The sequence below is a fragment of the Corynebacterium sp. HMSC036E10 genome (assembly GCF_001836265.1).
Taxonomy (GTDB): Bacteria; Actinomycetota; Actinomycetes; order Mycobacteriales; family Mycobacteriaceae; genus Corynebacterium; species Corynebacterium coyleae.
On the sequence record NZ_KV827930.1, the window covers coordinates 16,173 to 39,549 of the forward strand.

Below are 23,377 nucleotides of genomic sequence, written 5' to 3' on the forward strand. Positions count from 1 at the left end.
GTTTTTGTCTCCGGCGTGAAAGAATGAGGGGCATGGCTAAAGATGTGAAGAAGATTGGGCGCGCAAACCCCGCATGGCCCGCTAATACCCCAGGTAACCTGCACCCGGTCACCGAGATCACCTCGACGTTCACCGGTGCTTCCAGCCCGTTCGGCGACGACCTGATCCTGCCGATGCCGGCAGAAGAGACGGGCTACGTCCACCCGACGACGCGCATCAACCGCTAAACCAGCGGAACTTAAAAAACCGGCACGGTGCCTGACCGTGCCGGTTTTTGTTGTGGGGTGGCAAAGGCAAACGCCCCGTTCACAACCTGAACGGGGCGGACGATTGCTGTGCGCTATTGCTTAGCGAGCCTGGAAGGACTGCTGCACGGAAGCAACGGTGTTGTTGACCTGGTTGGCAAAGTTAGCGCCGACCAGGTTAGCCACGGTGGCAAAGTCGCCGGAGAGGGCAGCGTCGATCAGCGGCTGGTTTGCAGCGTAGAACGCGCTGTAGTCGTTGCGGTTAGCAACGTAGTTGGACTGCACGGAAGCCGGAACCTGGAAGCCGAATGCCTGGATAGCGTTACGCACCTGTGCGTAAAGGGCATCGACCTGCGGGGACTGTGCGGCCGGAGCCTGGGCCTGTGCTGCCGGCTGAGCCGGGGCAGCCTGCTGTGCCGGAGCCGGAGCCGGCTGCGGGGCCGGCTTGGACACCTGTGCGTCGCGGTTGGTCGGTGCGGAGTTCAGGCCGTAACGGGCGGAGCATGCCGGCCATGCGCCCCAACCCTGGCCAGCCAGGGTGCGCTCAGCGACAGCGATCTGCTGCTCGCGGGTTGCCAGGTTGGCGGTCGGGGCGAACTCGCCGCCGCCGTATGCCAGCCAGGTGCCGTAGGAGAACTGCAGGCCGCCGTAGTAGCCGTTGCCGGTGTTGATGGCCCAGTTGCCGCCGGACTCGCACTGTGCGAGCTTGTCCCAGTCGGAATCCGGTGCTGCGGTTGCCTGCGGGGCAACGATGCCAGCCAGTGCAGCTGCTGCTGCGGAACCTGCCAGAGCCTTCTTGCCCATGGAGGTGGTCTTCTTAGAGTGGCGTCCCATTGTTTCGTTTCCTCTCATCGTTGACCGCCAATTTCTCGGGACAGCCTAACGTTGTATAACGATTGTGTCACGTAACGGTGTCGTTTTGGGGCGCAATACTCGAAAAAGCCTCACATTTCCCCAGCTCGGAGGTGCGACATGCAAAATATGTGTTCTGGGTCACACTATCGTGAACTGCTTGATTTTCGGGCGGAAATAGTAAGGTTTTGATTTTGTTTTACTTACTGGCGGTACATCTGCACGAGTGATACTGCATAAGTGATGCGTTACGGAAGGAGAGCGCCATGCCTGTCGGAAAGGTGAAATGGTACGACGCCGAAAAAGGGTTCGGCTTCGCATCCAACCCGGGAGACGAGGATGTCTTCATCGGTAAGTCCGTGCTGCCTGAGGGGGTTGAGGAGCTGGTTGCGGGCCAGCGCATCGAGTTCGACTTCGCCGCAGGCCGTCGTGGCCCACAGGCGCTGCGCGTGAAGGTGCTGGACACCCCGAAGCGCCGCCCAGTGCACCGCCGTAAGCCGGAGGAGCTGGGAAGCATGCTCGCGGACGTGATGACGCTCATCGAGACCCAGGTCCAGCCTGCTTTGACCAACGGCCGCTACCCGGACCGCAAGGAAGGCCGCCAGGTGGCGGAGATCCTGCGGGCCGTGGCGCGCGAGCTGGATGCGTAATTAGTTAAAGCCCACGGACCATGTGGCGATGACAGGGGTTTCCTCCCCGTCATCGCCCTTTTTAATGTCCAGGGTGGTTACCTCGGCAACGACGAGCTTCGCGCCCGACTCGGTCGTAGCCGGCACGGTCTCCTCGGTTGCCTCGCCGGAGGTGAAGACGCGCTCGGAGTTGGCCTCCGGGTCGTCGTAAATGAGCAGCAGGCGCCAGCTATTCGACGCAATCTCGTCAGGAACCGTAACCACCACATCACCCTCGCCGCGCTGCATGGTGGGGGCGTCGCCGCCGGCACACTCCTCGTCCAACTCGCACACGGTGTACACGCCGATGTCCTCGCGCTCACCGTTGGCAGCCACCGACACCGTCAGTTCATCGACCGGAGTGGTGGGGCGGGTGCGCTGGTACTCCATGACGGCGTAGACCACGCCGACGAGTGCCAGGACGCCCACGAGGGCGACCACGATGGTTTTCCACTGCTTGCTGCCTGAACGTTGTGCCATGGCGAGAAATCCTAACTAGTCAGCCTGGGTAAAGCGCACCCGGTACATGTCCGGCCAGCGCTTGCCGGCAAGGAAGAACTCGTCAGTGCCCGGGATGTGGGCGATGCCGTTGAGGACGTGGTTCGGGTCGTCGGTGGCGTTATTAGGCAGGGCGGAGGCGTCGATACGTGCGGTGACCTCGCCCGTTTCCGCGTCAATGCGCACGATGTCGGTGGTGGTGAACACGTTGGCGTAGACATCGTTACCGACGCACTCCAACTCGTTGAGGCCCGCCACCGGCTCGCCATCAAGCGTGACGGTGAAGCGTTCGCGCTCCTCGAGCGTTTCCGGATCCATGCGGCGCAGCTCTTCGGTGCCGTCGGAGAAGATCACCTCGTCCGCTTCCGTACGTGAGCACAGCCCCCAGCCTTCGCCCTGATAGGAGGCGCGGCCGATCTCCTCGAGCGTTTCTGCGTTGCGACGAATCGCTGTCCCGTCGAGCCACGTCAACTGCCACAGGGTGTCGTCGATACGCGTGATGCCCTCGCCGAAAAACTGCGGATCCAAATCAACCGACGCGAGCTCCTCGCCCGCGATCGTGCGGGTGTACAGACGCGACTCGCCCTCCTGGCCAGTGCCAACGTAGAGGTTGCCGTCGGCGGTGACCTCGAGGCCCTGCGTGAAACTGGTCTGGTCGAACGGGAGGCGCTCGATCACCTCGGCGCGAAGGTGCTCGACGCTTGGGGTGGACGACTCCGGCGCGCAGCCAGCAAGCAAACCGCCCGAAAGCGCAGCGATAACAGACAGAGCGGACAAAGCTTCACGATGACCCATGGGTTACATCCTGCACTACATCGCGCATAATGGGTAAGCGTGTCACGATCCAGAAAACGCACTCGCTCCCGCAACCCGTTGCTTGGCAACGATGCAATAGCTATTGCGCTCGAGGCGCTTGAAGAAATCGCAGACGGCGACATCGGCGAACACATCGGTGTTACCGGGCTGACCCGCAATGTTGCCACGCACCGCTTCGAAGCCGACGTGCCCGGATACGCCGGGTGGGAATGGAACGCCGTCATCGCCTGCGCGGACGGCTCCAACGCGGTCACCGTCAACGAGGTCGCGCTCGTGCCCTCCCAAGGTGCGCTCGAAGCGCCCGACTGGGTGCCGTACTTCGAGCGGCTGCGCCCCGGCGACCTGGGCCCAGGCGATGTGCTGGAGCTCCTGCCTGACGACGAACGCGTCACCGACGACTCCTTCGCCCGCGACGCCATTACCTTCCCGGGCCGCGAAACCAAGCACTACCTGACCAAACAAGGACTAGAGGACGCGAAGCACCGCTGGCGCACCGGCGACTACGGGCCAAACAGCGAGTTTGCCGAAAAGGCAGCCCTGTCGTGCCGCACCTGTGCCTTCTATATCCCCATGGCGGAACCGGTGGGGGAGCACTTCGGTGCTTGTACCAACGAGTATTCCGCCGACGGCCATGTCGTTGCGTCTTCCTACGGTTGCGGCGCGCACTCAGACACGGAAGTAGACAACTCCTAAGTAATTCCAATCACTGGGGCAGCAAAATAGTTGCGTTTGCCCAGGGAGAGTGAAAAGCTAAGCCCCCGTGAGTACGACCACGGGAGCAAAAATGAATAAGGACCAGCCGCAGCCGCGCGGCGGGCTGGACGCCTTCTTCCACATCACAGAGCGCGGATCCACGGTGGGCACCGAAGTGCGTGCCGGGGTAGTGACCTTCTTCGCGATGGCATACATCGTGCTACTCAACCCGCTGATCATCGGCACCAGCCCCGACCGCGAGGGCACCGTGCTGGGCATCCCGCAGGTAGCGGCCGCCACCGCTTTGGCTGCTGGCGTGATGTGTATCTTGTTCGGCCTGGTTGCCAAGTACCCCTTCGGCATCGCCGCCGGCTTGGGTATTAACACGCTCGTCGCCGTGACCATGGTGGGCCAGCAGGGTCTGACCTGGGCGGAAGCGATGGGCCTGGTGGTTATCGACGGCATCATTATCGTGCTGCTGGCCATCTCCGGTTTCCGCACCGCCGTGTTTAACGCTATTCCGGATTCGATGAAGGTGGCTATGAGTGTCGGTATCGGCATGTTCATCGCCACCATCGGCCTTGTAGATGCCGGCTTTGTCCGCCGCATCCCGGATGCCGCCATGACTACCGTTCCGGTCCAGCTGGGCACCGGCGGCTCGATCGCATCCTGGCCGACCTTCGTGTTCATCATCGGCCTGTTCATCTGTGGCTTCATGGTTGTGCGCAACGTGCGTGGTGGCCTGTTCATCGGCATCATCCTGACCACGATTGTTGCCATGATTGTGGAGGCGATCACGGGTTCCGGCTCGTCCGCAGACAACCCGCAGGGGTGGAGCTTGGCCGTGCCGGAGCTGCCGGATTCCTTCGGCGGCATCCCGGATCTGTCCATCGTGGGCAACATCGACCTGTTTGGTGCGTTTATCAACATCGGCGTCATTTCCGCATCCCTGCTGGTATTCACCCTGGTGCTGGCGAACTTCTTCGACGCCATGGGTACCATGACGGCGCTTGGCCGCCAGGCTGGCCTCGCCGCTGAGGACGGCGTCCTGCCCGACATGAAGCGTGCCCTCGTCGTCGAAGGCTTCGGCGCAGTCGTGGGTGGTGGCGCGTCGGCGTCGTCGAACACGGTGTTCGTGGACTCCTCGGCAGGTATCGCCGACGGCGCTCGTACCGGCCTGGCCAACGTGGTCACCGGTGTGCTGTTCCTGCTCGCAATGTTCTTCACCCCGCTCTACGAGGTCGTGCCCATCGAGGCCGCGGCACCGGTACTCGTTGTCGTCGGTGCGCTCATGATGATGCAGGTCGGCCAGATCAAGTGGAACGACTTCTCGGTCGCGCTGCCGGCATTCTTGACCATCGTCACCATGCCGCTGACCTACTCCATCGCCAACGGCATCGGCGTCGGCTTCATCTCGTTTGCACTGCTGTCCCTGTTCGCCGGCAAGGCGAAGGACATCCACTGGATCATGTGGCTCATCTCCGCCCTGTTCGTCGTGTACTTCGCGCAGGGCCCGATCATGGCAGCACTCGGCTAAATGCAATTGCGTATCGACGACCCCCTCGACCCCCGTCTCGACGACATCCGCGACCTGAAGCACTCCGACAAGGAGAAAAACCTTGTCTTCGCCGAAGGCCCGCTGGTGGCAGGCCGGTTGGTCGAGTCGCGCTTCCCGGTGCGCGCCGTGTTCGGCTTCGGCGGACGGCTTGAATCGTTCATGGCCGACTATGGCGAGGAGTTGTCGCGCCGCGGCATCCCGGTGTACGAGATCACCCGCCAGATCATGGGGGAGGTCGCCGGATACGACATGCACCGCGGCCTGTTGGTCTCTGCTGATAAGCCGGAGCCGCTCACCGTTTCCGAGGTGCTCGAAGGGGCGCGCACCTTGGTGATCCTGGAAGGGGTCGGCGACCACGAGAACATCGGGTCCATCTTCCGCAACGCCGCCGGCATGGGGGTCGACGGCGTGCTTTTCGGGGCGGCGACCGCTGACCCGCTCTACCGGCGCAGCGTGCGCGTGTCCATGGGGCACGTGCTGCGCACCCCGTTCGCGCACCTGGAGGGCACCCCGACGACGTGGCAGCGCTCGCTCGCCGAACTTCACGACGACGGCTGGTGGCTCATTTCACTGACCCCCGCTGACGACGCCGTCGAACTTAAAGATGCCATCCAGGGCCACGACAAAGTTGCCTTCCTTGTTGGTGGGGAAGGCCCGGGGCTGACCCCGCACGCCATGCGTGCTACCGACGTGCGCGCCAAGATTCCGATGGCGCCGGGCACCGATTCGCTGAACGTGGCCACCTCGGCCGCGATCGCGTTCTACGAGCGCATGCGCTAACCGGGCTAGCGGTCGATGTGGCGGATGCGCTCCTTCAGCGCAGACGCCCACTGCACCGCACGGCGGCGCACACCCCGACCGACACGCTTCGCGGCGGCGACGGACGCGTCCGCCAACTCGGCAAACTCGTCGCCCTCTTGCTTTTCCTGTTCGGCCTCGTAGTCGTCGTAAACTTTATCGCGCTCCGCGAACTTCGCGGCGACCTCGTTGACCGACTTGGTGGCCGGCTTCGGCTCCTCAATCTTCGGCTCAGGCCGGCCGTCCACGGCGTAGCCCACCACGTTGATGTCCGGGCCGTTCTGGCCGATCTCCGCACCCAGCCAGGCTTCCTCGGCGGCAAGCGCAAGGTCCTTCGGCTCAAACGGCAGCGCGATCCCGCCTGCTTGTTCCGCCTTCTCGCCCGCCCAGTAGGGGGCCTCAAACGGCTCGGGTAGGCCGATGTCTTCGATAACACTGGTGCGGGTGGCGCAGAAACTGCGCGACACCTTCTCGCCATTGAAGTGGGCGAAGCCGCCAAAGTCGCTATCCGTACCCAGCGCGATAACGAACACGTCCGCCGCCGGAAGCGCGGTGTGCCATTGGGTAGGGGAGGACAACTCAGTGACGTCCACACGCATGCGCACCACCGAAATCCCCGGGAAGCCCGCAATATAAAACTCGTCGCGGCCAGGCACCGACGAGCGGTTCAACGGAAACGACCCAATCGGCGTGATTGGCCACGCCGGATTCACCTGAGCCAGCAGCTTTCGGCCAAACCCGCGGTCGGCCTTCGGCTCACGACGCAACACCTCCGCAGGTTCAGCAGTGTTGACAAACCACAACGTGACAACGGCGTTGAAACTCATGGCTTACCGCTTCGGACGCTTCGTGTTGGTCCGCACGCCGAGCAGCACGTCCTCCCAGTGGGGCGTCACCGACTTGCGACGACGCTTCTGCGGCTGCTCCTCCTCATCCGGGTGGCGCAGGAAATCGCCCTCGAGCACCTCGCCCTCCTCGGCGGGTGCATCCTGAAGGATTTCGACGGGCGCGGCTGGCGCATCCTCATCCTGCTCGCCGTGCAAGGAACGCACCGCAGACAGCGAGCGCACCGGCTGGGCGAAATCTGGATCGGTCAGATCCGCAGCCATAGCGTTGCGCGCCTCAGTCTGGGCCGCGGCGCCCATGGAGCGCTTAAACGACCACAGGGCCTCGTTCTCCGTCAGGCCCGCCTGCCAGGTAACGCGCACAACCCAGGTGTCGCCCTGCTCGCGGGTAGCATCCCACTCCGCATCCGAAATCGAGTGACCACGGGCAGCAAAGGAGGTAGCCAGGATCTCCAACAACGTCTGCTTCGCCGGGCCATCCTCGCGCACCGGATGGGACTGCTTCGCAGCCTCCGCAACCTGGGCGCGCTCAAGCAACACCGGGTGGGCATAGGACTCGAGGCGGCTTTCGGCCACACCCATCTCTTCTGCCAACTCCGCGGCGGTCGCGCCGGCGCGGATGCGTGCCTGGATCTCGTTCGGACGCATCGACAACGGGGTGGCGTAGAGCGGATCCGGCTCCGGCAGTGGGCGCGGCTCCGGGGCGGGTGCCACCGGTTGCGCAGGCTGCTCTTCCTCAGTCACCTCGGTATCGGTGGCTGGTTCTTCCGGGGCGGGGGAGTCGTCGATAAGCAACGGCGCAAGCTCCTCACGGGCAAGCTGATAGCGCACACCCTCCTCGTCGCGGAGCACAAAAAACGTCTCCGTCGACTCGTCTTCCAAGAAAACAAGCTCGCGCATAGGACTCCTTCCGCCTGGCAATACGAAAACTAAGCCTATCGGACGCACGTGCCCACATCAGGCAACCAGCCCCAAGACACCCGACGGCGCAAAGCGATACCATCCCAATACGACCAATGACGCCATAAAAATATGTGGTACATCCAGGACAATCGCAGCATTGTCGGACGCATCACAATATTTGCTAGAGTGCGTTACGTAAAAGGTTGCCCGAAAAACGAGAGCAACACCCAACGTAGGAAAGGGAAACCAGTGGCTACTGAGAACAAGGACAAGGCCGTACTCCACTACCCGGGCGGCGAGTATGAAATGGACATCATGCGCGCCACCGAAGGCAATGACGGTGTCGTGCTGGGGAACCTCCTCGGTGAAACTGGCCTGGTCACCTTCGACCCGGGCTACGTCTCCACCGGCTCCACCGAGTCCAAGATCACCTACATCGACGGTGCAGAGGGCATCCTGCGCTACCGCGGCTACGACATCGCAGACCTGGCAGAAAACGCCACCTTCAACGAGGTGTCCTACCTGCTGATCAACGGCGAGCTGCCGACCACCGACGAGCTGGACAACTTCAACTCCGACCTGCGCCACCACACGCTGCTCGACGAGGACTTCAAGGCCGCGTTCAACATCTTCCCGCGCAACGCGCACCCGATGGCCGTCCTTGCCTCCTCGGTCAACATTCTCTCCGCCTACTACCAGGACCAGCTCAACCCGCTCGACGAAGAGCAGCTGGACAAGGCAACCGTGCGCCTCATGGCTAAGGTGCCCATGCTCGCCGCATACGCCTACCGTGCATCCCGCGGTAAGCCGTACATGTACCCGGACAACTCCCTGAACCCGCGCGAGAACTTCATGCGCATGATGTTCGGCTACCCGACCGAGGACTACCACGTCGATCCGGTCCTGACGAAGGCCCTGGACAAGCTCCTCATCCTGCACGCCGACCACGAGCAGAACTGTTCCACCTCCACGGTGCGCATGATCGCCTCGGCACAGGCGAACATGTTCGTCTCCATCGCAGGCGGCATTAACGCCCTGGCCGGCCCGCTGCACGGCGGCGCAAACCAGGCGGTGCTCGAGATGCTCGAGGACATCAAGAACAACCACGGTGGCGACGCAACCGACTTCATGAACCGCGTGAAGAACAAGGAAAAGGGCGTCCGCCTCATGGGCTTCGGCCACCGCGTGTACAAGAACTACGACCCGCGCGCGGCTATCGTCAAGGACACCGCACACGAGGTGCTCGAGCACCTGGGTGGCGACGAACTGCTCGACCTGGCGATGAAGCTTGAGGAGATCGCGCTGAACGACGAGTACTTCATCCAGCGCAAGCTCTACCCGAACGTCGACTTCTACACCGGCCTGATCTACCGCGCCATGGGCTTCCCGACGGACTTCTTCACCGTCCTGTTCGCCATCGGCCGCCTGCCGGGCTGGATCGCACAGTACCGCGAGCAGCTTGAAATGAACACCAAGATCAACCGCCCGCGTCAGATCTACACCGGTTACCAGAAGCGCGACTTCGTCCCGCGCGACCAGCGCTAACCAAACGTTTCAACCGCCGAGGAACACGTCCCCTATAATTCGCGGGGGAAGTTCCCGGCGGTTTTTTAATGCCGACCGCACAAACCTCAAGGAGATTCTCACTCATGGAAATGGAAAAGCCATTCATTGAAGCCCCCGAGGGGCCGGCACCAGCTGATCTGGTTATCCAGGACATCACCGTCGGCGAGGGCGAAGAAGCGGTGGCTGGCGGCTTCGTCAAAGTCCACTACTTGGGTGTCGATTACGAAACCGGCGAAGAGTTCGACTCTTCCTGGGACCGCGGAGAAGCAGCCGAGTTCCCGCTCGCGGGCCTCATCGCAGGCTGGCAGGAAGGCATCCCGGGCATGAAGGTTGGCGGCCGCCGTCAGCTCACCATCCCGCCGGAGAAGGCATACGGCCCGGCAGGTGGCGGCCATCCGCTGTCTGGCCGCACCCTGATCTTCATTATCGACCTGCTCGACGCCCGTTAGGGGAAAGCGCATGCGAATCCCGGTAACTACGCTCAACGACGGCTACGATCTCCCGCTGCTTGGCCTGGGCACCTACAAGCTCCAGGGCGAGGACGTGGAACGGACCGTGCGCACCGCTATCGAATTGGGCTACCGCCACCTCGACACCGCGTCGCTCTACGGCAACGAGGTGGAGGTAGGTAAGGCCGTCAACGATGCGATCAAGGCGGGGGATGTCACGCGCGAGGAACTGTTCATCACCACCAAGCTGTGGAACGACGACCAGGAGCGTGCCCTTGAGGCGTACAACGAGTCTCTCGAGCGCCTCGGCCTGGAGTTCATCGACCTCTACCTCGTGCACTGGCCCTGGCCGCAGAACGGCACGTATGTGAAGGCCTTCGAGCAGCTCGCCGAACTGCAGGGCATGGGTCGGCTCCAGTCGGTTGGTGTCGCCAACTTCTACCCGGAGGTTCTCGACGACATCATTAACGCCACCGGTATCACGCCCGTGCTCAACCAGGTGGAGTTGCACGCCGGCTTCACGCAGCCAGAGCTGCGTGCCTACCACGAGGAGCACGACATCCTCACCGAGGCGTGGGCGCCGATCGCCCGCGGCAAGAATTTTGACGACCCGGCCATCCGGGCCGTCGCGGATGCCCATGAGGCCACGCCCGCACAGGTATGCCTGGCGTATCTGATGAAGCTTGGTTGCTCCGTGGTGCCGAAGACGAAGAACCCGCAGCGCCTTGTCGAAAATCTTGGCGCGGTAAATGTGAAGCTCACCGACGAAGATGTTGCCACCCTCGATGCGGTGCAAGGGGAGCGTATGTCAGGGGATCCCCTGACGTTCCCGGGATAAAGGTTTTCCTGGGAGTGGATTTGAGCCCGTTCGGCCGTGGAAGCGGCCGGGCGGGCTTTTCTCGTCGCAACGAAAAGCGTGACTTTTCGGGGGTAGGGGTAGGGGTGAGAGGATTTAAACAACTCTCCGTGAGTGTGTGATACGTTACACTCCACATTGTTGAGTCGAGAATCGCGAATTGTCGGCAAGGCAAGACCCAATCCCGTGAACAAGAAAGGATCGAGGCAATGACAGGTTCCCCCGCTGTCCCGCAGCGCCGCGAGCCCACGCCAGACGAGTTTGTGGCAATGCAACAGAGCCCCGAATTCCAAGATCTGCGTGGAACATTCCGTGGCTTCACCTTCCCGGTGATGATTGCGGCGTTCCTCTGGTACGTCTTCTATGTCGTCTTTGCTACCTTCGCGCCCGATGTCATGGCGCGGCCCTTCCTAGGCCTCAACCTTGGACTGTGGCTCGGACTTGCACAGTTCTTGACCACATTCCTGATCACCTGGGTCTACGTGAAGTGGGCAAACAAGAACATCGAACCCCGTGCAGCGCACATTCGCCAGGAAATGGAGGGCTAAGCCATGCAGACGTACATCAACGCCACAGCGGCTGAAAGCACCGCCACCGGCAACCCTCTGCTGAACATCGCCATCTTCGGCGCGTTCATCGTGGTCACCCTCTTCATTGTGACCCGCGCTGGCAAAACCACCAGCGAATCCGCCGACTTCTACACCGGCGGCGCATCCTTCAGCGGCACCCAGAACGGCCTCGCCATCGCCGGCGACTACCTGTCCGCCGCGTCCTTCCTGGGCATCGTCGGCTCCATCGCGCTGAGCGGTTACGACGGCTTCCTTTACTCCATCGGCTTCTTCGTCGCATGGCTGGTCGCCCTGCTGCTGGTCGCCGAGCCGCTGCGAAACGTCGGCCGCTTCACCATGGCGGACGTGCTGTCGTTCCGCCTCCGCCAGAAGCCGGTGCGTGTGGCCGCAGCTTTCGGTACCCTGTTCGTGTCGCTGTTCTACCTCATCGCACAGATGGCCGGCGCCGGCTCGCTGGTGTCCGTGCTGCTGGACCTGCACTCCTTCGCCGCACAGGCAATCTGTGTAGCCATCGTCGGCGTGATCATGATCGCCTACGTCCTCATCGGCGGCATGAAGGGCACCACCTACGTGCAGATGATCAAGGCCGTGCTGCTCATCGCCGGCGTGCTGATCATGTCGATCCTCGCCTTCATCATGGCCAAGGGTGGCATGAATGCGGTGCTCAACCAGGCGATCGACACCCACGCCGCGTCCCAGTACATCGCGGAGAAGGGCTACCAGGCCGAGGATCTCCTCAAGCCGGGCCTGAAGTACGGTGCGACCACCACCTCGAAGCTCGACTTCCTGTCGCTGGGTCTTTCCCTGGTGCTTGGTACCGCGGGTCTGCCGCACGTGCTCATGCGCTTCTACACGGTGCCGACGGCCAAGGAAGCCCGCAAGTCCGTGACCTGGGCAATCGTTCTCATCGGTTCGTTCTACCTGCTGACCCTGGTGCTCGGCTACGCTGCTGCAGCATTCGTCGGCCCGGACCGCATCCTTGCCGCACCTGGTGGCGCGAACGCCGCGGCACCGCTGCTCGCATTCGAGCTCGGTGGCTCCATCTTCATGGCGCTGATCTCCGCGGTTGCCTTCGCAACGGTGCTTGCCGTGGTGGCAGGCCTGGCGATTACCGCCTCCGCATCTATCGCACACGACGTGTACAACGCAGTGCTTCGCGACGGCCAGGCCACCGAGGATGAGCAGGTCCGCGTCTCCCGCATCACCGTGGTGGTGCTTGGCATCGTCTCCATCGTCCTGGGCATCCTGGCGATGCAGCAGAACGTGGCCTTCCTGGTGTCCCTCGCGTTCGCGATCGCGGCATCCGCAAACCTGCCGACCATCCTGTACTCCCTGTACTGGAAGCGCTTCAACACCACCGGCGCGGTTGCGTCGATCTACACCGGCCTGATCTCCGCGCTGGTGCTGATCGCCCTGTCGCCGGCGGTCTCTGGCAGCCCGACCGCGATGTTCCCGGACGCCGACTGGTCCATCTTCCCGCTGACCAGCCCGGGCCTCGTGTCCATCCCGCTCGGCTTCCTGGGTGGCCTTATCGGCACCTTCCTGGGCAAGCCGGACAACTTCGATGAACTCCAGGCCGAAATGGAAGTTCGCTCCCTCACCGGTGTTGGTGTGGAGGCTCCGGTCGACCACTAATCCTGGTTGAATAACAAGAAACGGGCTCAGCGTGATGCTGAGCCCGTTTTTGCGTTTGCTTTGTTTTAGCCAGCCGCGCAACTCAAGCTTGCGTGCACTGAGGAATGCCGGGAAGCACCGCCATGTCTACATCTGCTCTGCGATTTCCTTCATCGCTTCCCACATGCTGCGCTGCTCGGGTGTACCGCTGTCAGTTTGCAGCAGGGTGACACAAGAATCGTGCACGGCGGAAGCAAACTCCTGGCGGAGAGAATCAGGAACCCCACGAAGGATCAGTGGTGCTGCAAGCACAACCGTATGGGCAAAGCGCGGTACCGTCGCATCGGGACTGTCATACTCTGACACGAGCGCGGTGCAGTACTGGGTCAACACCTGCGACGTTTGAGAAAGCGCCTGCCCATCCTCCGGAAGCTCGGCCAAACCTATGTCCCGTTTGCGCACGGTATCAAGGGTTGCCCTGGCTTTTTCATGACGGCCAACACGTGCGTAGTGCTCGTAGAGCTTCCTCAACGAGTAGCTGTAGTTGAGCTGGCATTGAGCGTCGGGGTGTGTTTGTGCGATCCACTTTGCAATATCGGTAAGTGCCTCCATGAAGCGGAGCCTTGCTTCTAGGTTTTCGGCTTGGGAGAGACCGATCAGCAGTGCGTGATGCGCAGCATTTGCAATGGCGAACGCCTCAGGCAGGTTAACGCTTGATGCTTCCGCAAGTACTCGAGAAGTATGGACGCGAACAAACCTTGCTGCCCCGACGCGAACCTCCCTTGAATGGGCGCTTTCACAGAGCTCAAGAAGAAGAGCAAATACCTTAGCCAACTCGTTCCAGCCGGCCGGCGGGGCGGAGTTGAGGAAGGGGACAAGCGCCACCACCGAAGCGCGAAGCCGTAGGAAAGCGTCCATTTCTTTTTGCATCTCGATGTAAATATTCGCTAGTTCGATGCTGGTCCGAAGTATGTCGGTTGAGTATTTGCCGCCGAAGGGAACCTTCTGCGTTGCGACGACGAATTGGTTGACAGCATCCTCGAGCAGCTCCACCGGCGGGGCCATATTCGGAAAAAGCTTCCGGACAAACTGTGCTCTTATCGCCGTGGCTTCCGCTGCCAATGCGAAGGAAACAGCTGGCCCGTCGCCGCCGTCAACCAGGATGGCAGCGATCTCCATGGCTTCATCCAAGGTGGGGATCACAAGCCCATTGTTTGTAGATCCATGGATATCTGCGATCTGAAGGAGCACGCGTATCGCTTCTTCGATGGCTCTAGGATCCCTGGCTTGGAGCGCAGGGACAAGCATGTCTTGGCAGCTAAACAGCCGCTCGAGGGCTGATTTGGTGTCTCCCGCCTTTGCATCCAGAAGTGCCATCTCACGTTGGGCTCGAGAGTAGAAAACAGCAGGTAAAACACGATTTGGCTCGGCGTCGTACAGGGGGTCGATATTCTTAAACGCCAGGTACAGCAGTAGGCGAGCTTCTTCCACATCTTCGGTGTGTGAAGCAGCAATCGTGAGAGCTTGGCAGCGCAATAAAACCGTTTTCGCCGTGACAGGGAAATCGTTCAACACCTCAAAACAAATTGAGGCCACACTTGTTTGTACCCGAGGGTCGGGGGAAAGATCAGCAGCCGCTAAGAGCGTTCGCAGCGCTTCGAATGATGCACCGGCCGTACGCAGATGCTGAAGGTGTTCGATTGCATAGGGCAAGTGAAGCAAGTTGGTCACAATTGCTGCGTCGTACACTGTGGTTTGCGGAAGGCAGTCGAGCGCCAACGGAATGCTCTCTAGATTTTGAGGACCCTTGGGAGCAGACGATGAAAAGAGGTGGAACAGGAACGCCTCCGCGAGTTTGCGCTGGTTCTTCCACTGATGCTCAATGTCGTAATAATCCTCGCTTTCGAGCGCCGCATACTTTGGGGTGGTCTCGACACTGTTGCGCAGATCGGATTCATAAATGCGCATGAGTAGGGAATGCGTGAGCGGTGAACCAAAACTCTCCGCGGCCTCGCCAAATACTCGGTGCGTAAAGCGCATCCGTTTCTCCGGCCCATTTGGAGTTAGTTGATTCGCCAAAGAACGGAAAAGTCGGGCAACCGAGATCTCAGTATTTGTTGTGAAGCCAGCGTCGCGCAGCGCGTTGACGGTTTGTTCTTGCGAAAGCCCGATCCTAGAAGCACCCAAGAGACCTACTGCAGCGCGGGCGAGGGCACGATCGGTAGATGCGATGGAGGTTTCCAAAAAGTGGTGGGCAGCGCTTGACAGGTCATCGGGGATGAGCCACGCGCGGTCTGCAAGCATGTTTTGGATTGCGCTGGCTTGATCAGGTTCATCCTCGATGGACTTGAAATCATCACCATCGATATCGAGAAGTAGATCCAGCGCAAGCTCTATCCAAAGAGGTAAGCGTTGTTTGGACGCGATGATCTGGCGAGCGCCGCCTCCGATCTCGCGCCTAATTCTGCGCTCCCAGTCCTCTACGAATTCTCGCGCAATGTTGGCTGGCACTGGCCCAACCAAGACTTCTTTGAAATCGGAGTTCTTCAACAGAGTGACGTCCGAGCGCGAGGAAGAAGATACAGCCAACGCGGTGCGAGACGAGAGCCATTCCACTGGCCAGAATCCGCCGGCTCCATCCACAATCTGCTCTAAACCGTCGACGATGAAAAGCAGATCAGGATACTCAGCTACAACCTTTTCCATTTCTTGCCTCCAGCGCGGGCGCCAAGTTTCGGGAGAGCCCCGCCAATCGTCGAAAAGCGACAGGCCCAAGGTTGCGTTTATGCATCGCGTAATCTCGAATGCGAGCTCGTCCCCCGTCCAAATGCGGTCGTCCAGCCCCATAATGACGGTGATGGGCAACTTGCCGGATATAGATTCTCCGGAGGCCGCCAAATACTTCTCGAGTGCCAACAGAAGTGAGGACTTACCCGCGCCGGACTCGCCATAAACCACGACAGGCGAATCGATGCGGAGGAAAAAATCGATCGATTTGAGCAGTTCCTCTGACCCAAAATTACGAGTGCGGGAACCTCGAAACAGGACCTCCTCCGCGGTACCGTCGCGCGGGATGCTGCGGGCTCGCTCCAGAAGCTGCGGTTCAAGCAGACTGACCGCAAGATCCTCGAAGTGCTGCATTGAAGCAGTGGGCCACTGACCATTCTGGTCGAAGGCAACGGAGTAGCGTTTCACCGTCTCCGCATTGCCCCATCGTTGAGATACCTCGTCTTTGAAGTCAGAAATTCGGGTTGGGTCTGAGTCGGCCCAGCCGTGCGGTGGGGGGCCTTCGACCTGCCGGAAAAGGATGAACGGTGTGGTTGTATCATCTGCGTCCCAAAGACCAGCTTTGGCGAATTCCAACTCGGTGATAGAACACTCGCGAGACCTCTCGGGGTCGAGTCCAACGCGCTGTGCCGTCCATTCGAGGAGAGACTTGTCGTCTGAAATCCAACCGTAGCGGTCTCCGATGAGCCCGAGGAAGAGCGGGGCCGCGCGATCGACTTCGTCAAGGCATACGTCTAATACCTTGCGCCCAGCCGCTTCTTCATCCATGTCGTTGGTGTCGACTCCCCAGCGCAGGTCAATAAAGTGCATCTTTGCGCCGAATCGGCGCAAAGATTCGTTGAGCCGGTCACTTACGGGACCATTGAGAATGTCACGTTCCGTATGGAAATCGCGAAAGGTCGATGACACAAAAACAGGAATGTTGAGCATGAGGCCCCTTAGCGCAGTCAGTGTTTGAACACTCATTATGCGCCAACCGGAGCATATTAGGAGGCCGACGACCGCTTGGTTTTCGCTCAACCCGCTAATATCGCCTGCATGAAAAAATGGTCCCAAGAGCGCCTTGACCAGCATCTCGCGCATGCTGCATGGTATAAACCGATCCGCAAGGTTAGGGCCCGACGCTTGGACAAAGACGCGCAGTGGCGGACTTCCACTGGCAGCGTCCTTCACGCAAAGGCGGGGGACTGGGAGGTCACTGACGGGACACGAACATGGACAGTTGCGTCTGAGGTTTTCGACAAGTCATACAGCCAGGTCGCGCCGGGTGAATACAGGAAAACGGGAAGGGTCCAAGCCCGCCGACTCGAAGAGGACGCTATGATCCCCACGCTGGAGGGAGAGGCTCACGCACACGCAGGTGATTGGGTGGTCCGTGGCGTAACAGGGGAGTGTTGGCCAGTGCCAGATGCGGAGTTTTCCGAGGCCTACGAGATCCTAGAAATGCCGTAACCGAACATTCCCGCCAGGGCGGGGTACACAACTTTCACGATCTTGTGGTTGTAATCCTGGGTGTGCGAGTCGAGCTCTGCGAACGGTTTATATGCGGGTTTCCGAGCTGGAGGTTCCTTGCTGTAGTCGTAGGAAGCACGACGCTCTGTGCCGTTGCTATCAATCCATGTGCGTTTGAGCATCCAATCATCGTGCTCGGCTTCCGCCATCGAGGTGATCTCCTGTTCCGAGGGATGCTCTTCCCACCCGTAGCCGTCCTTCACAAGCTGAAAACCGTGTAGACGTAGGTTTTCAACCATGGCCCGAGCGGCTGCTTCAGAAGTTTGTCGTGCCTTCAGGATGTCGTCGTGAGAAAGCTTCTGCGATGGGGATGGCGGGCCATAAAGCGACGTGTAGGCGATGTCGAATGCCCAGCCCCAGACGGAGAAGGCGGAATCGCGGATGGCGTCGATGCTCAACCCAACCTTTTGTGGGTCAATAACTTCCAGAACTGTTCCGGCTTCGGCATCGTTCCAGACAAGACCCTGCAGTATGTGGTCAGTCACCGCAATAATCGCTCGACGTTTCCTGAGGGAGGGGATCTGAGCAGCGACGTGGACTGGATCGCCGACGAGGACAACCATATCTGCCAGGCCCTCTACCTGAGGGCTCACAATCTGTTGAACTTCCAGCTCGTTAGCGAACCGGTTGTAATTGTGGATCCACGCGTCCAACTCACGCTTTTCATCTCCCGGGCCGCATTGCTTGACCTCAACAGTGTGAGCATCGAGTGTGGTCAGCAGGTGGAGTATTTTGTCTGTGATTGCGCGAACTGTGAGGTCGGCTGGATGAAATGCTTCAACGGGTCGTCGCTGAGCGATGTGGGTAAAGCGTGCTGAGGTTGCTAACTCGGGGGACCGAAGAAGCTGGAATATTGATACCGCCTCACCGCATTGTGCGTGACGGAGGTCCTGCGCCTCAGAACTCAGGCGAGCTGTTTCGATGTCATTTTCGGCAGCGATGATCACGTGGGAAGCATGTTTGACAGTTTGAGCAACGAGCCGATCATCGCTCAGATGCTGTTTGTACCCTAAGCCAAGCGTGCCTTTGGCTGTTGGGTTTCCCTTCTCCAAGATATGAACGGGGAGCTCCCTTTCTTGGTCAAGGACTGAGCGGACGATGCTGTTCGCTTCCTCGGAGGAGCCGATCACCACTGGACCTCCTCGGCGGCGCTTGCTCGTTGCTCTCGCCCACCCGATACGCGATATTCCTAGTAGGGCAGAAATGACTGCTCCGAAGGTGACAAGGAGTGAGAGGATTAAACCTATCGTCATCCAGGTCGTTGGTGATGCCGGCTGGCCAGGCGCTGGCGCATACGAGGCGGCAAAAGGCGCGATGCTCGCGTAGATGAGCGAGACGACGGACGCGTTATGAGACTCCGAAAGCGTGACGCCGCAGTTGTAGAGGCCAATCGCAGTGGCAGACAATGCGATGACCAGACGATTTGAATCGAGCCGCATAGTGTCAGGATAAAAGTTTCGCTTCCGGAAGAAGCATTGAGCCTAATTGCTTATCGACGACCTACCGGCCCAACAGCCCATTCGACGACAACAGGCTGCTCATCTGGAACAGGGAATCGCTCTGGCCGGGGCTCCACTGGCCCCAATCGGCGGTGTAGACGTCGTTGATGTCCACCTGGATGCCCTGGATGTATGTCTGGCGTCCGGCGACTTGGTGGATGTTGGCGCGCGGGTGGATGTTGCCGCGCGAGCCCCAGTCGTGCTGCCAGAAGTAGCTACCGATGCCGTCCTCCAGGCACCAGGCGATGGTGTAGTAGTTGCCGTACACGCCCAACTGGTAGCCGGCGGCGCTGAGTGCAGCGCCCATGGCGGAAAGGTATGGGTTGATGAATTTGTTGAACTGGGCGAGCGTCGGGTTGTCGTCGATAGCCACATAGATCGGGCGCCCGGTCGGGCCGCCTGCGGCGCGGTGCAGGGCGATGGCCTGGGGCGCGTGCTTGGCAGCGCCGAGCGGACCCTGGAGCCAGTCGGCGGTGTCGGCGCGGCCGAACTGGTAGACCGACGCCACCGACAGGCCGTTGGCCTTGTAGTCCTGGGTTTCGTCGAGGGTGACGGGCTTGCCACGCATCCAGAGTGCGTCGGGGCGGGGCTGGGATACGTAGCGCACGGCGCCGATGTGGCCGGCGGCTTTCACGGCGCGGGCGGATGGGACGGCGGCGGAGTAGTCGATCACGGTGCCGAGCACGCGGCGCTGCTGAGCCTGTGCGGCGGGGGAGAGGGCGGTGGCTGCGGCGCCGGCGGCGGCGGTGGTTGCCGCGAGTGCGCCCGCAGACTTCAGGAACGAGCGGCGATCAAAAGTAGTCACTTGCGTAACATTAGTCTCGTTTTACCTCTTGTGCACCTTAGTTTGCCTGCGTGGCCACGATCCAGATGGCGACGAGGTGACACACGGCCGCCATGATCGTCGCAGTGTGGAAGTGTTCGTGGTAGCCGTAGTAGCGCGCCTCGCGCCCCGGCCAGCGGGCCCCGTACACGATGGCGCCAACCGTGTAGAGCACGCCTCCCGCGAATAGGAGCCACACCACCGCCGGCCCTGCGCTGGCCCACAGGGTGGGGATCAGCGGCACGATCACCCAGCCGAGCCCCACGTACACCACAACGTCCAGCCATCGCGGGTGATTGATCCACACCAGGTTGAGCGCGGCACCACCCAGGCCGCCGATCCAGGACACGACGAGGACGATCGCGGCGGTGCGCGGCTCGAACACGATCAGGCACAGCGGGGTGTAGGTCGCGGCGATGAAGATGGAGATGGTCGCGTGGTCGGCGCGGCGCCACCACTGCACCGTGGACGGGGAGCGCCACGGGTAGAGGTGGTACATCGCGGAGACCCCAAACAGCAGTACGACCCCGACGCCGTAGACGGTAACCCCGGCGGCGTGGAGCGCCGGCAGGGTCATCCACCCGTAGGTGATCAGCACGGTGGAGGCCAGCGCGAAGGCTGCGGCCGCCACGAAGTGGGCCCAGCCGCGAATCAGGGGGCGCGGGCCGCGGTCCGCCATGATGTAGGAGCGCTGGACCTGGCCTTCTTGAAGGATCGTCATAGTGACCTCACTGGGGGTGGAGGAACAGTGACGCTATGTTACTACTTGGTAACTTATGTGGGTAGCCCAGCCGATTCCGCGAACGAAAACCGCTGCGGTAACCTAAGCCCCATTGCCCTAGTAGCTCAGTGGATAGAGCACGGCTCTCCTAAAGCCGGTGTCGGAGGTTCGATTCCTCTCTGGGGCGCAAATAGGGGTTTGGTGTGGCGTCGAGGTCAGATGGCGGGTGGTGAAGATGACTATCGAATTACGGCCACTTCGCGTCGAGGACGCTACCGAGATGGCTGATGTGCTTTCGGATCGAACCCTTTACACATTCACAGGCGGTGGGCCGCCCTCTGAGGATGAGCTTGCGCGGCGGTACGCGATCCAGACTCGAGGCGAATCCAGCGATGGTGCCGAGGAGTGGATCAATTTCGTCGTCACGCTCGGTGCGTGCAAGCAGCCGATCGGATACGTCCAAGCGACCGTGCCCCGCAACGGCGGTGCGACGGAGATAGCGTGGGTGATCGGGACGCAGTGGCAGGGGCACGGCTACGCCAAAAGGGCCGTGAAACTGCTTTGCACCTATCTTGCGGAGCGAGGCATTACGCACCTCATCGCTCATATCCACCCCGACCACGTCGCCTCGCAGCGTGTCGCCGCCACCGTAGGGTTGGTCCCCACGGCGCAGGTCGTTGATGGCGAAGTCCGCTGGGACCGGAGAGAGTAGAAGGGTCCCGAAGGATTCTCCGGGCCTACTCCTCGCCGGTGAGTTCGCGCAGCTTGGCGCGCACCGCCGAGGCCTCCGGGTTGGTGGCGTGGGTGCCGTCGGAGAAGAGCACGGTGGGCACAATGCGGTTGCCGTCGTTGACGGACTTGATCCACTCGTTAACCTCGTCCATGCCGTCGGCCTCGACGTCGACGATGTCGTAGGGGGTTTCGGTGCGGTCGAGGCGCTGGCGCAGCTTCTGGCAGAACGGGCACCAGTCGGCGGCGAAGATGGTCACGTGGGCGTTGGTTTCGGGTGCGGTGACGGTCATGTTAGATCCTTTCGAAGCGTTGGAATTTGTAGCGCAAGCCTGTCGACGAGGTGAGCCACTCCGTTTCGGAAACGAGGGCAAAGGTGTCGTCGATACGCGGGGCGTAGACGGCTTTGGCATCGGGGACGTCGGGGTGGACGTCGATAAGCGTGCGTTCGATGACGTCGACCTCGTCGAGGGTGGCGGCGTAGATTTGGGCGCCGCCGATGATCCAGGCATCGCCCTCGAGGTCCGGGATGTCGGCGACGACCGACGCCCCGCGGGACCAGGCGCCCGCCTCGCGCGAGGACAACACGATGTTCTTGCGGTTCGGCAGCGGCTTGAACGGCAGCGACTCCCAGGTGCGCCGCCCCATGATGATCGGGTGCCCGCTGGTGGTGTCCTTGAAATGCTTGAGGTCTTCGGGCAGGTGCCAGGGCATGTCCTCGCCGTCGCCGATGATGCCGTCGACGCTTTGCGCCCAGATCGCGCCCAACATCGGGCCCTGCATTAGACGGACACCTCCGCCTTGATGGTGGGGTGCGGGTCATAGCCGACGACCTCGATGTCGTCGAAGTCGTAGTCGAACAGGGATGCAGCCTTGCGCAGTTTGAGCTGCGGATACTCGCGGGCCTCGCGGGAGAGCTGCTCGCGCACCTGCTCGATGTGGTTGTTGTAGATGTGGCAGTCGCCGCCGGTCCAGATCAGCTCGCCGACCTCAAGGCCCGCCTGCTGCGCGAACATGTGGGTAAGCAGCGCGTAGGAGGCGATGTTGAACGGCACGCCCAGGAACATGTCGGCGGAGCGCTGGTAGACCTGCATGCTCAACTTGCCGTCGGCGACGTAGAGCTGGAACATCAGGTGGCACGGCATGAGGGCCATCTTGTCCAGTTCGGACACGTTCCAGGCGGACACCAGGTTGCGGCGCGAATCCGGGTTCTGCTTCAGCGTTGCCAGGGCCTCGGCGATCTGGTCGACGTGGCCACCGTCCGGGGTTGGCCAGGAGCGCCACTGCACGCCATAGACCGGACCCAACTCACCGTCGGCGTCGGCCCACTCGTTCCAGATGCGGATGCCGTTGTCCTGCAGCCAGCGCACGTTGGAATCGCCGCGCAAAAACCACAGCAGTTCGCCGACGACACCCTTGAAGAAGACCTTCTTGGTGGTCAGCAGGGGAAACGACTCGGAGAGGTCGTAGCGGATCTGGCGGCCAAACACGCTGCGGGTGCCGGTGCCGGTGCGGTCACCTTTCGCGGTGCCGTTTTCCAGCACGTCGCGCAGCAGGTCCTCGTATGGGGTCTTGACCATTGGTTACTTCAGTACTCCTTCGAACGAGCCGTGCTCGTCGTGGTAGCGGGCGGCGGCTTCCAAAATGTCGTCGGCAATTTCCGGGCGACAGATAAGCATGTCTGGAATATAGGTGTCGTCGTTGTTATAGCGAAGCGGGGTACCGTCGAGTCGCGATGCGTGCAGGCCCGCCGCGAGCGAGACTCCTACAGGTGCTGCTTGGTCCCATTCGTATTGGCCGCCGGCGTGGATGTAGGCGTCGTAATCGCCCAGCAGGACGTGCATGGCTTTGGCGCCGGCGGAGCCGATCTGTTCGGTTTCGAAGCCGATGGCGTCCGCGACGTAGCGGGCGACGGCGGGCGGGCGGTTGCGCGACATGGCCACCTTGCCAGCGAACGGCCCGGAGACGTGGCGCACGTCGGAGGACTTGAACACCACACCAAGGTCGGGCAGCCCGACGGCGGCGTGGGTGGGCACGCCATTTTCGACGAGCGCCACATGCACCGCCCAGTCCTGCCGGCCGGTAGCGAACTCCTTGGTGCCGTCGAGCGGGTCGACGATCCACACCCGGTCCTTGCTCAGGCGCGCCGGGTTGTCGGACGCTTCCTCGGAGAGGAACCCGTCGTTGGGGCGGTGTTGGCTTAAGACTCGCTCGATCCAGGCCTGGGCGAGATCGTCGCCAGTCTCGCCGAGTTCGCGGCCACGCAGCAGGCCCACCCCGCGGATGCCTTTGAGGATTTCACCCGTGCCTTCCGCAATCAGGTTGGTCAGCCGGGAGTCGGAGTACTCAGCAGTCATGTGCCCGACTCTACCGCTA

At 61.5% G+C, this 23,377-nt stretch carries 25 protein-coding genes and 1 tRNA gene; 13 read left to right on the top strand and 13 right to left on the bottom strand.

The window, feature by feature from the left end; all coding sequences use genetic code 11:
* Positions 1-32: 32 nt before the first annotated feature.
* On the top strand, positions 33-227 hold the full coding sequence (locus HMPREF2736_RS00480) for a hypothetical protein (protein ID WP_101733493.1): 195 nt from the start codon (positions 33-35) through the stop codon (positions 225-227).
* A 120-nt stretch (positions 228-347) separates the two neighbouring features.
* Here the strand turns inward: HMPREF2736_RS00480 and HMPREF2736_RS00485 are convergent, their stop codons facing one another.
* Positions 348-1,079 carry a resuscitation-promoting factor Rpf1 domain-containing protein gene (locus HMPREF2736_RS00485; protein ID WP_070828649.1) on the bottom strand — a complete coding sequence of 244 codons (732 nt, stop codon included), beginning with the start codon at positions 1,077-1,079 and terminating at the stop codon, positions 348-350.
* A gap of 284 nt (positions 1,080-1,363) precedes the next feature.
* On the opposite strand from HMPREF2736_RS00485, the gene HMPREF2736_RS00490 reads away from it, so the two are divergent.
* Positions 1,364-1,747: a cold-shock protein gene (locus tag HMPREF2736_RS00490; RefSeq protein WP_070421466.1), complete on the top strand. Its 384-nt coding sequence runs from the start codon at positions 1,364-1,366 to the stop codon at positions 1,745-1,747.
* On the opposite strand, the gene HMPREF2736_RS00495 is transcribed toward HMPREF2736_RS00490, so the two are convergent.
* Together HMPREF2736_RS00495 and HMPREF2736_RS00500 are read right to left on the bottom strand one after the other, a co-directional pair.
* Positions 1,748-2,245, bottom strand: coding sequence for a DUF2771 family protein (locus HMPREF2736_RS00495; protein WP_070421465.1), 498 nt, complete (start codon positions 2,243-2,245; stop codon positions 1,748-1,750).
* A gap of 15 nt (positions 2,246-2,260) precedes the next feature.
* The gene (locus HMPREF2736_RS00500; protein WP_070828650.1) at positions 2,261-3,058 is read right to left on the bottom strand and encodes a glutaminyl-peptide cyclotransferase; all 798 of its coding nucleotides are present in this window, start codon (positions 3,056-3,058) and stop codon (positions 2,261-2,263) included.
* A 39-nt stretch (positions 3,059-3,097) separates the two neighbouring features.
* Between HMPREF2736_RS00500 and HMPREF2736_RS00505 the strand changes: the two genes are divergently transcribed.
* The 3 genes from HMPREF2736_RS00505 (at position 3,098) to HMPREF2736_RS00515 (ending at position 6,110) form a co-directional block, all read left to right on the top strand.
* Positions 3,098-3,772 carry a DUF3027 domain-containing protein gene (locus HMPREF2736_RS00505; RefSeq protein WP_083322923.1) on the top strand — a complete coding sequence of 225 codons (675 nt, stop codon included), beginning with the start codon at positions 3,098-3,100 and terminating at the stop codon, positions 3,770-3,772.
* A gap of 91 nt (positions 3,773-3,863) precedes the next feature.
* Positions 3,864-5,309, top strand: a complete 1,446-nt coding sequence (locus HMPREF2736_RS00510) for an NCS2 family permease (RefSeq protein ID WP_070828652.1) — start codon at positions 3,864-3,866, stop codon at positions 5,307-5,309.
* Positions 5,310-6,110 carry a TrmH family RNA methyltransferase gene (locus tag HMPREF2736_RS00515; RefSeq protein ID WP_070421461.1) on the top strand — a complete coding sequence of 267 codons (801 nt, stop codon included), beginning with the start codon at positions 5,310-5,312 and terminating at the stop codon, positions 6,108-6,110. It abuts the gene before it with no gap.
* Between the two features lie 5 nt (positions 6,111-6,115).
* Here HMPREF2736_RS00515 and HMPREF2736_RS00520 read toward each other — a convergent pair whose 3' ends face one another.
* Positions 6,116-6,955: a DUF6928 family protein gene (locus HMPREF2736_RS00520; RefSeq protein ID WP_070483726.1), complete on the bottom strand. Its 840-nt coding sequence runs from the start codon at positions 6,953-6,955 to the stop codon at positions 6,116-6,118.
* A 3-nt stretch (positions 6,956-6,958) separates the two neighbouring features.
* A complete protein-coding gene (gene sepH / locus HMPREF2736_RS00525) occupies positions 6,959-7,873 on the bottom strand; it encodes a septation protein SepH (protein ID WP_070570966.1) in 915 nt (304 codons plus the stop codon).
* Positions 7,874-8,125: 252 nt separating this feature from the next.
* Between sepH and HMPREF2736_RS00530 the strand changes: the two genes are divergently transcribed.
* From HMPREF2736_RS00530 to HMPREF2736_RS00550, 5 genes are all read left to right on the top strand, one after another.
* Positions 8,126-9,421 carry a citrate synthase gene (locus HMPREF2736_RS00530; protein ID WP_083279316.1) on the top strand — a complete coding sequence of 432 codons (1,296 nt, stop codon included), beginning with the start codon at positions 8,126-8,128 and terminating at the stop codon, positions 9,419-9,421.
* Positions 9,422-9,531: 110 nt separating this feature from the next.
* Positions 9,532-9,891 carry an FKBP-type peptidyl-prolyl cis-trans isomerase gene (locus HMPREF2736_RS00535; RefSeq protein ID WP_070451706.1) on the top strand — a complete coding sequence of 120 codons (360 nt, stop codon included), beginning with the start codon at positions 9,532-9,534 and terminating at the stop codon, positions 9,889-9,891.
* Positions 9,892-9,901: 10 nt separating this feature from the next.
* On the top strand, positions 9,902-10,729 hold the full coding sequence (locus HMPREF2736_RS00540; RefSeq protein ID WP_070770898.1) for an aldo/keto reductase: 828 nt from the start codon (positions 9,902-9,904) through the stop codon (positions 10,727-10,729).
* 227 nt (positions 10,730-10,956) lie between these two features.
* On the top strand, positions 10,957-11,295 hold the full coding sequence (locus HMPREF2736_RS00545) for a DUF485 domain-containing protein (RefSeq protein WP_070421457.1): 339 nt from the start codon (positions 10,957-10,959) through the stop codon (positions 11,293-11,295).
* A gap of 3 nt (positions 11,296-11,298) precedes the next feature.
* A complete protein-coding gene (locus tag HMPREF2736_RS00550) occupies positions 11,299-12,951 on the top strand; it encodes a solute symporter family protein (protein ID WP_070421456.1) in 1,653 nt (550 codons plus the stop codon).
* 126 nt (positions 12,952-13,077) lie between these two features.
* Here the strand turns inward: HMPREF2736_RS00550 and HMPREF2736_RS00555 are convergent, their stop codons facing one another.
* Both HMPREF2736_RS00555 and HMPREF2736_RS00565 read right to left on the bottom strand, forming a co-directional pair.
* Positions 13,078-16,800, bottom strand: coding sequence for a DUF4062 domain-containing protein (locus tag HMPREF2736_RS00555; protein ID WP_070828653.1), 3,723 nt, complete (start codon positions 16,798-16,800; stop codon positions 13,078-13,080).
* 344 nt (positions 16,801-17,144) lie between these two features.
* On the bottom strand, positions 17,145-18,359 hold the full coding sequence (locus HMPREF2736_RS00565) for a hypothetical protein (protein WP_168167602.1): 1,215 nt from the start codon (positions 18,357-18,359) through the stop codon (positions 17,145-17,147).
* A 73-nt stretch (positions 18,360-18,432) separates the two neighbouring features.
* Here HMPREF2736_RS00565 and HMPREF2736_RS12760 point away from each other — a divergent pair, with 73 nt between their 5' ends.
* Complete coding sequence (locus tag HMPREF2736_RS12760) at positions 18,433-18,555, top strand: hypothetical protein (RefSeq protein ID WP_256365569.1); 123 nt, start codon at positions 18,433-18,435, stop codon at positions 18,553-18,555.
* A gap of 174 nt (positions 18,556-18,729) precedes the next feature.
* Here the strand turns inward: HMPREF2736_RS12760 and HMPREF2736_RS00570 are convergent, their stop codons facing one another.
* Both HMPREF2736_RS00570 and HMPREF2736_RS00575 read right to left on the bottom strand, forming a co-directional pair.
* Positions 18,730-19,533 carry a DUF1906 domain-containing protein gene (locus HMPREF2736_RS00570; protein ID WP_070828656.1) on the bottom strand — a complete coding sequence of 268 codons (804 nt, stop codon included), beginning with the start codon at positions 19,531-19,533 and terminating at the stop codon, positions 18,730-18,732.
* A gap of 37 nt (positions 19,534-19,570) precedes the next feature.
* Complete coding sequence (locus tag HMPREF2736_RS00575) at positions 19,571-20,272, bottom strand: PAQR family membrane homeostasis protein TrhA (protein WP_070828657.1); 702 nt, start codon at positions 20,270-20,272, stop codon at positions 19,571-19,573.
* Between the two features lie 114 nt (positions 20,273-20,386).
* Here HMPREF2736_RS00575 and HMPREF2736_RS00580 point away from each other — a divergent pair.
* Both HMPREF2736_RS00580 and HMPREF2736_RS00585 read left to right on the top strand, forming a co-directional pair.
* A tRNA-Arg gene (locus tag HMPREF2736_RS00580) sits at positions 20,387-20,459 on the top strand.
* 48 nt (positions 20,460-20,507) lie between these two features.
* Positions 20,508-20,984: a GNAT family N-acetyltransferase gene (locus HMPREF2736_RS00585; protein WP_070828671.1), complete on the top strand. Its 477-nt coding sequence runs from the start codon at positions 20,508-20,510 to the stop codon at positions 20,982-20,984.
* 25 nt (positions 20,985-21,009) lie between these two features.
* Here HMPREF2736_RS00585 and HMPREF2736_RS00590 read toward each other — a convergent pair whose 3' ends face one another.
* Genes HMPREF2736_RS00590 through HMPREF2736_RS00605 form a run of 4 tightly spaced genes read right to left on the bottom strand, consistent with a single transcriptional unit; the run spans position 21,010 to position 23,358 of the window.
* Positions 21,010-21,294: a mycoredoxin gene (locus HMPREF2736_RS00590; protein WP_070421450.1), complete on the bottom strand. Its 285-nt coding sequence runs from the start codon at positions 21,292-21,294 to the stop codon at positions 21,010-21,012.
* A gap of 1 nt (position 21,295) precedes the next feature.
* Positions 21,296-21,772, bottom strand: a complete 477-nt coding sequence (locus HMPREF2736_RS00595) for a dihydrofolate reductase (RefSeq protein ID WP_070421488.1) — start codon at positions 21,770-21,772, stop codon at positions 21,296-21,298.
* 11 nt (positions 21,773-21,783) lie between these two features.
* Entirely contained in the window at positions 21,784-22,581 is a 798-nt protein-coding gene (locus tag HMPREF2736_RS00600; RefSeq protein ID WP_070828658.1) for a thymidylate synthase, read from the bottom strand.
* Between the two features lie 3 nt (positions 22,582-22,584).
* Positions 22,585-23,358, bottom strand: coding sequence for a 3'(2'),5'-bisphosphate nucleotidase CysQ (locus HMPREF2736_RS00605; RefSeq protein ID WP_070828659.1), 774 nt, complete (start codon positions 23,356-23,358; stop codon positions 22,585-22,587).
* Positions 23,359-23,377 lie beyond the last annotated feature (19 nt).

Coding starts and splice junctions, on each gene's coding strand:
- HMPREF2736_RS00480 (WP_101733493.1), top strand. CDS start 33: ATGGCTAAAGATGTGAAGAAGATTGGGCGCGCAAACCCCGCATGGCCC.
- HMPREF2736_RS00485 (WP_070828649.1), bottom strand. CDS start 1,079: ATGGGACGCCACTCTAAGAAGACCACCTCCATGGGCAAGAAGGCTCTG.
- HMPREF2736_RS00490 (WP_070421466.1), top strand. CDS start 1,364: ATGCCTGTCGGAAAGGTGAAATGGTACGACGCCGAAAAAGGGTTCGGC.
- HMPREF2736_RS00495 (WP_070421465.1), bottom strand. CDS start 2,245: ATGGCACAACGTTCAGGCAGCAAGCAGTGGAAAACCATCGTGGTCGCC.
- HMPREF2736_RS00500 (WP_070828650.1), bottom strand. CDS start 3,058: ATGGGTCATCGTGAAGCTTTGTCCGCTCTGTCTGTTATCGCTGCGCTT.
- HMPREF2736_RS00510 (WP_070828652.1), top strand. CDS start 3,864: ATGAATAAGGACCAGCCGCAGCCGCGCGGCGGGCTGGACGCCTTCTTC.
- HMPREF2736_RS00515 (WP_070421461.1), top strand. CDS start 5,310: ATGCAATTGCGTATCGACGACCCCCTCGACCCCCGTCTCGACGACATC.
- HMPREF2736_RS00520 (WP_070483726.1), bottom strand. CDS start 6,955: ATGAGTTTCAACGCCGTTGTCACGTTGTGGTTTGTCAACACTGCTGAA.
- sepH (WP_070570966.1), bottom strand. CDS start 7,873: ATGCGCGAGCTTGTTTTCTTGGAAGACGAGTCGACGGAGACGTTTTTT.
- HMPREF2736_RS00535 (WP_070451706.1), top strand. CDS start 9,532: ATGGAAAAGCCATTCATTGAAGCCCCCGAGGGGCCGGCACCAGCTGAT.
- HMPREF2736_RS00540 (WP_070770898.1), top strand. CDS start 9,902: ATGCGAATCCCGGTAACTACGCTCAACGACGGCTACGATCTCCCGCTG.
- HMPREF2736_RS00545 (WP_070421457.1), top strand. CDS start 10,957: ATGACAGGTTCCCCCGCTGTCCCGCAGCGCCGCGAGCCCACGCCAGAC.
- HMPREF2736_RS00550 (WP_070421456.1), top strand. CDS start 11,299: ATGCAGACGTACATCAACGCCACAGCGGCTGAAAGCACCGCCACCGGC.
- HMPREF2736_RS00555 (WP_070828653.1), bottom strand. CDS start 16,800: ATGCGCGAGATGCTGGTCAAGGCGCTCTTGGGACCATTTTTTCATGCA.
- HMPREF2736_RS12760 (WP_256365569.1), top strand. CDS start 18,433: ATGACTGCTCCGAAGGTGACAAGGAGTGAGAGGATTAAACCTATCGTC.
- HMPREF2736_RS00575 (WP_070828657.1), bottom strand. CDS start 20,272: ATGACGATCCTTCAAGAAGGCCAGGTCCAGCGCTCCTACATCATGGCG.
- HMPREF2736_RS00585 (WP_070828671.1), top strand. CDS start 20,508: ATGACTATCGAATTACGGCCACTTCGCGTCGAGGACGCTACCGAGATG.
- HMPREF2736_RS00590 (WP_070421450.1), bottom strand. CDS start 21,294: ATGACCGTCACCGCACCCGAAACCAACGCCCACGTGACCATCTTCGCC.
- HMPREF2736_RS00595 (WP_070421488.1), bottom strand. CDS start 21,772: ATGTTGGGCGCGATCTGGGCGCAAAGCGTCGACGGCATCATCGGCGAC.
- HMPREF2736_RS00600 (WP_070828658.1), bottom strand. CDS start 22,581: ATGGTCAAGACCCCATACGAGGACCTGCTGCGCGACGTGCTGGAAAAC.
- HMPREF2736_RS00605 (WP_070828659.1), bottom strand. CDS start 23,358: ATGACTGCTGAGTACTCCGACTCCCGGCTGACCAACCTGATTGCGGAA.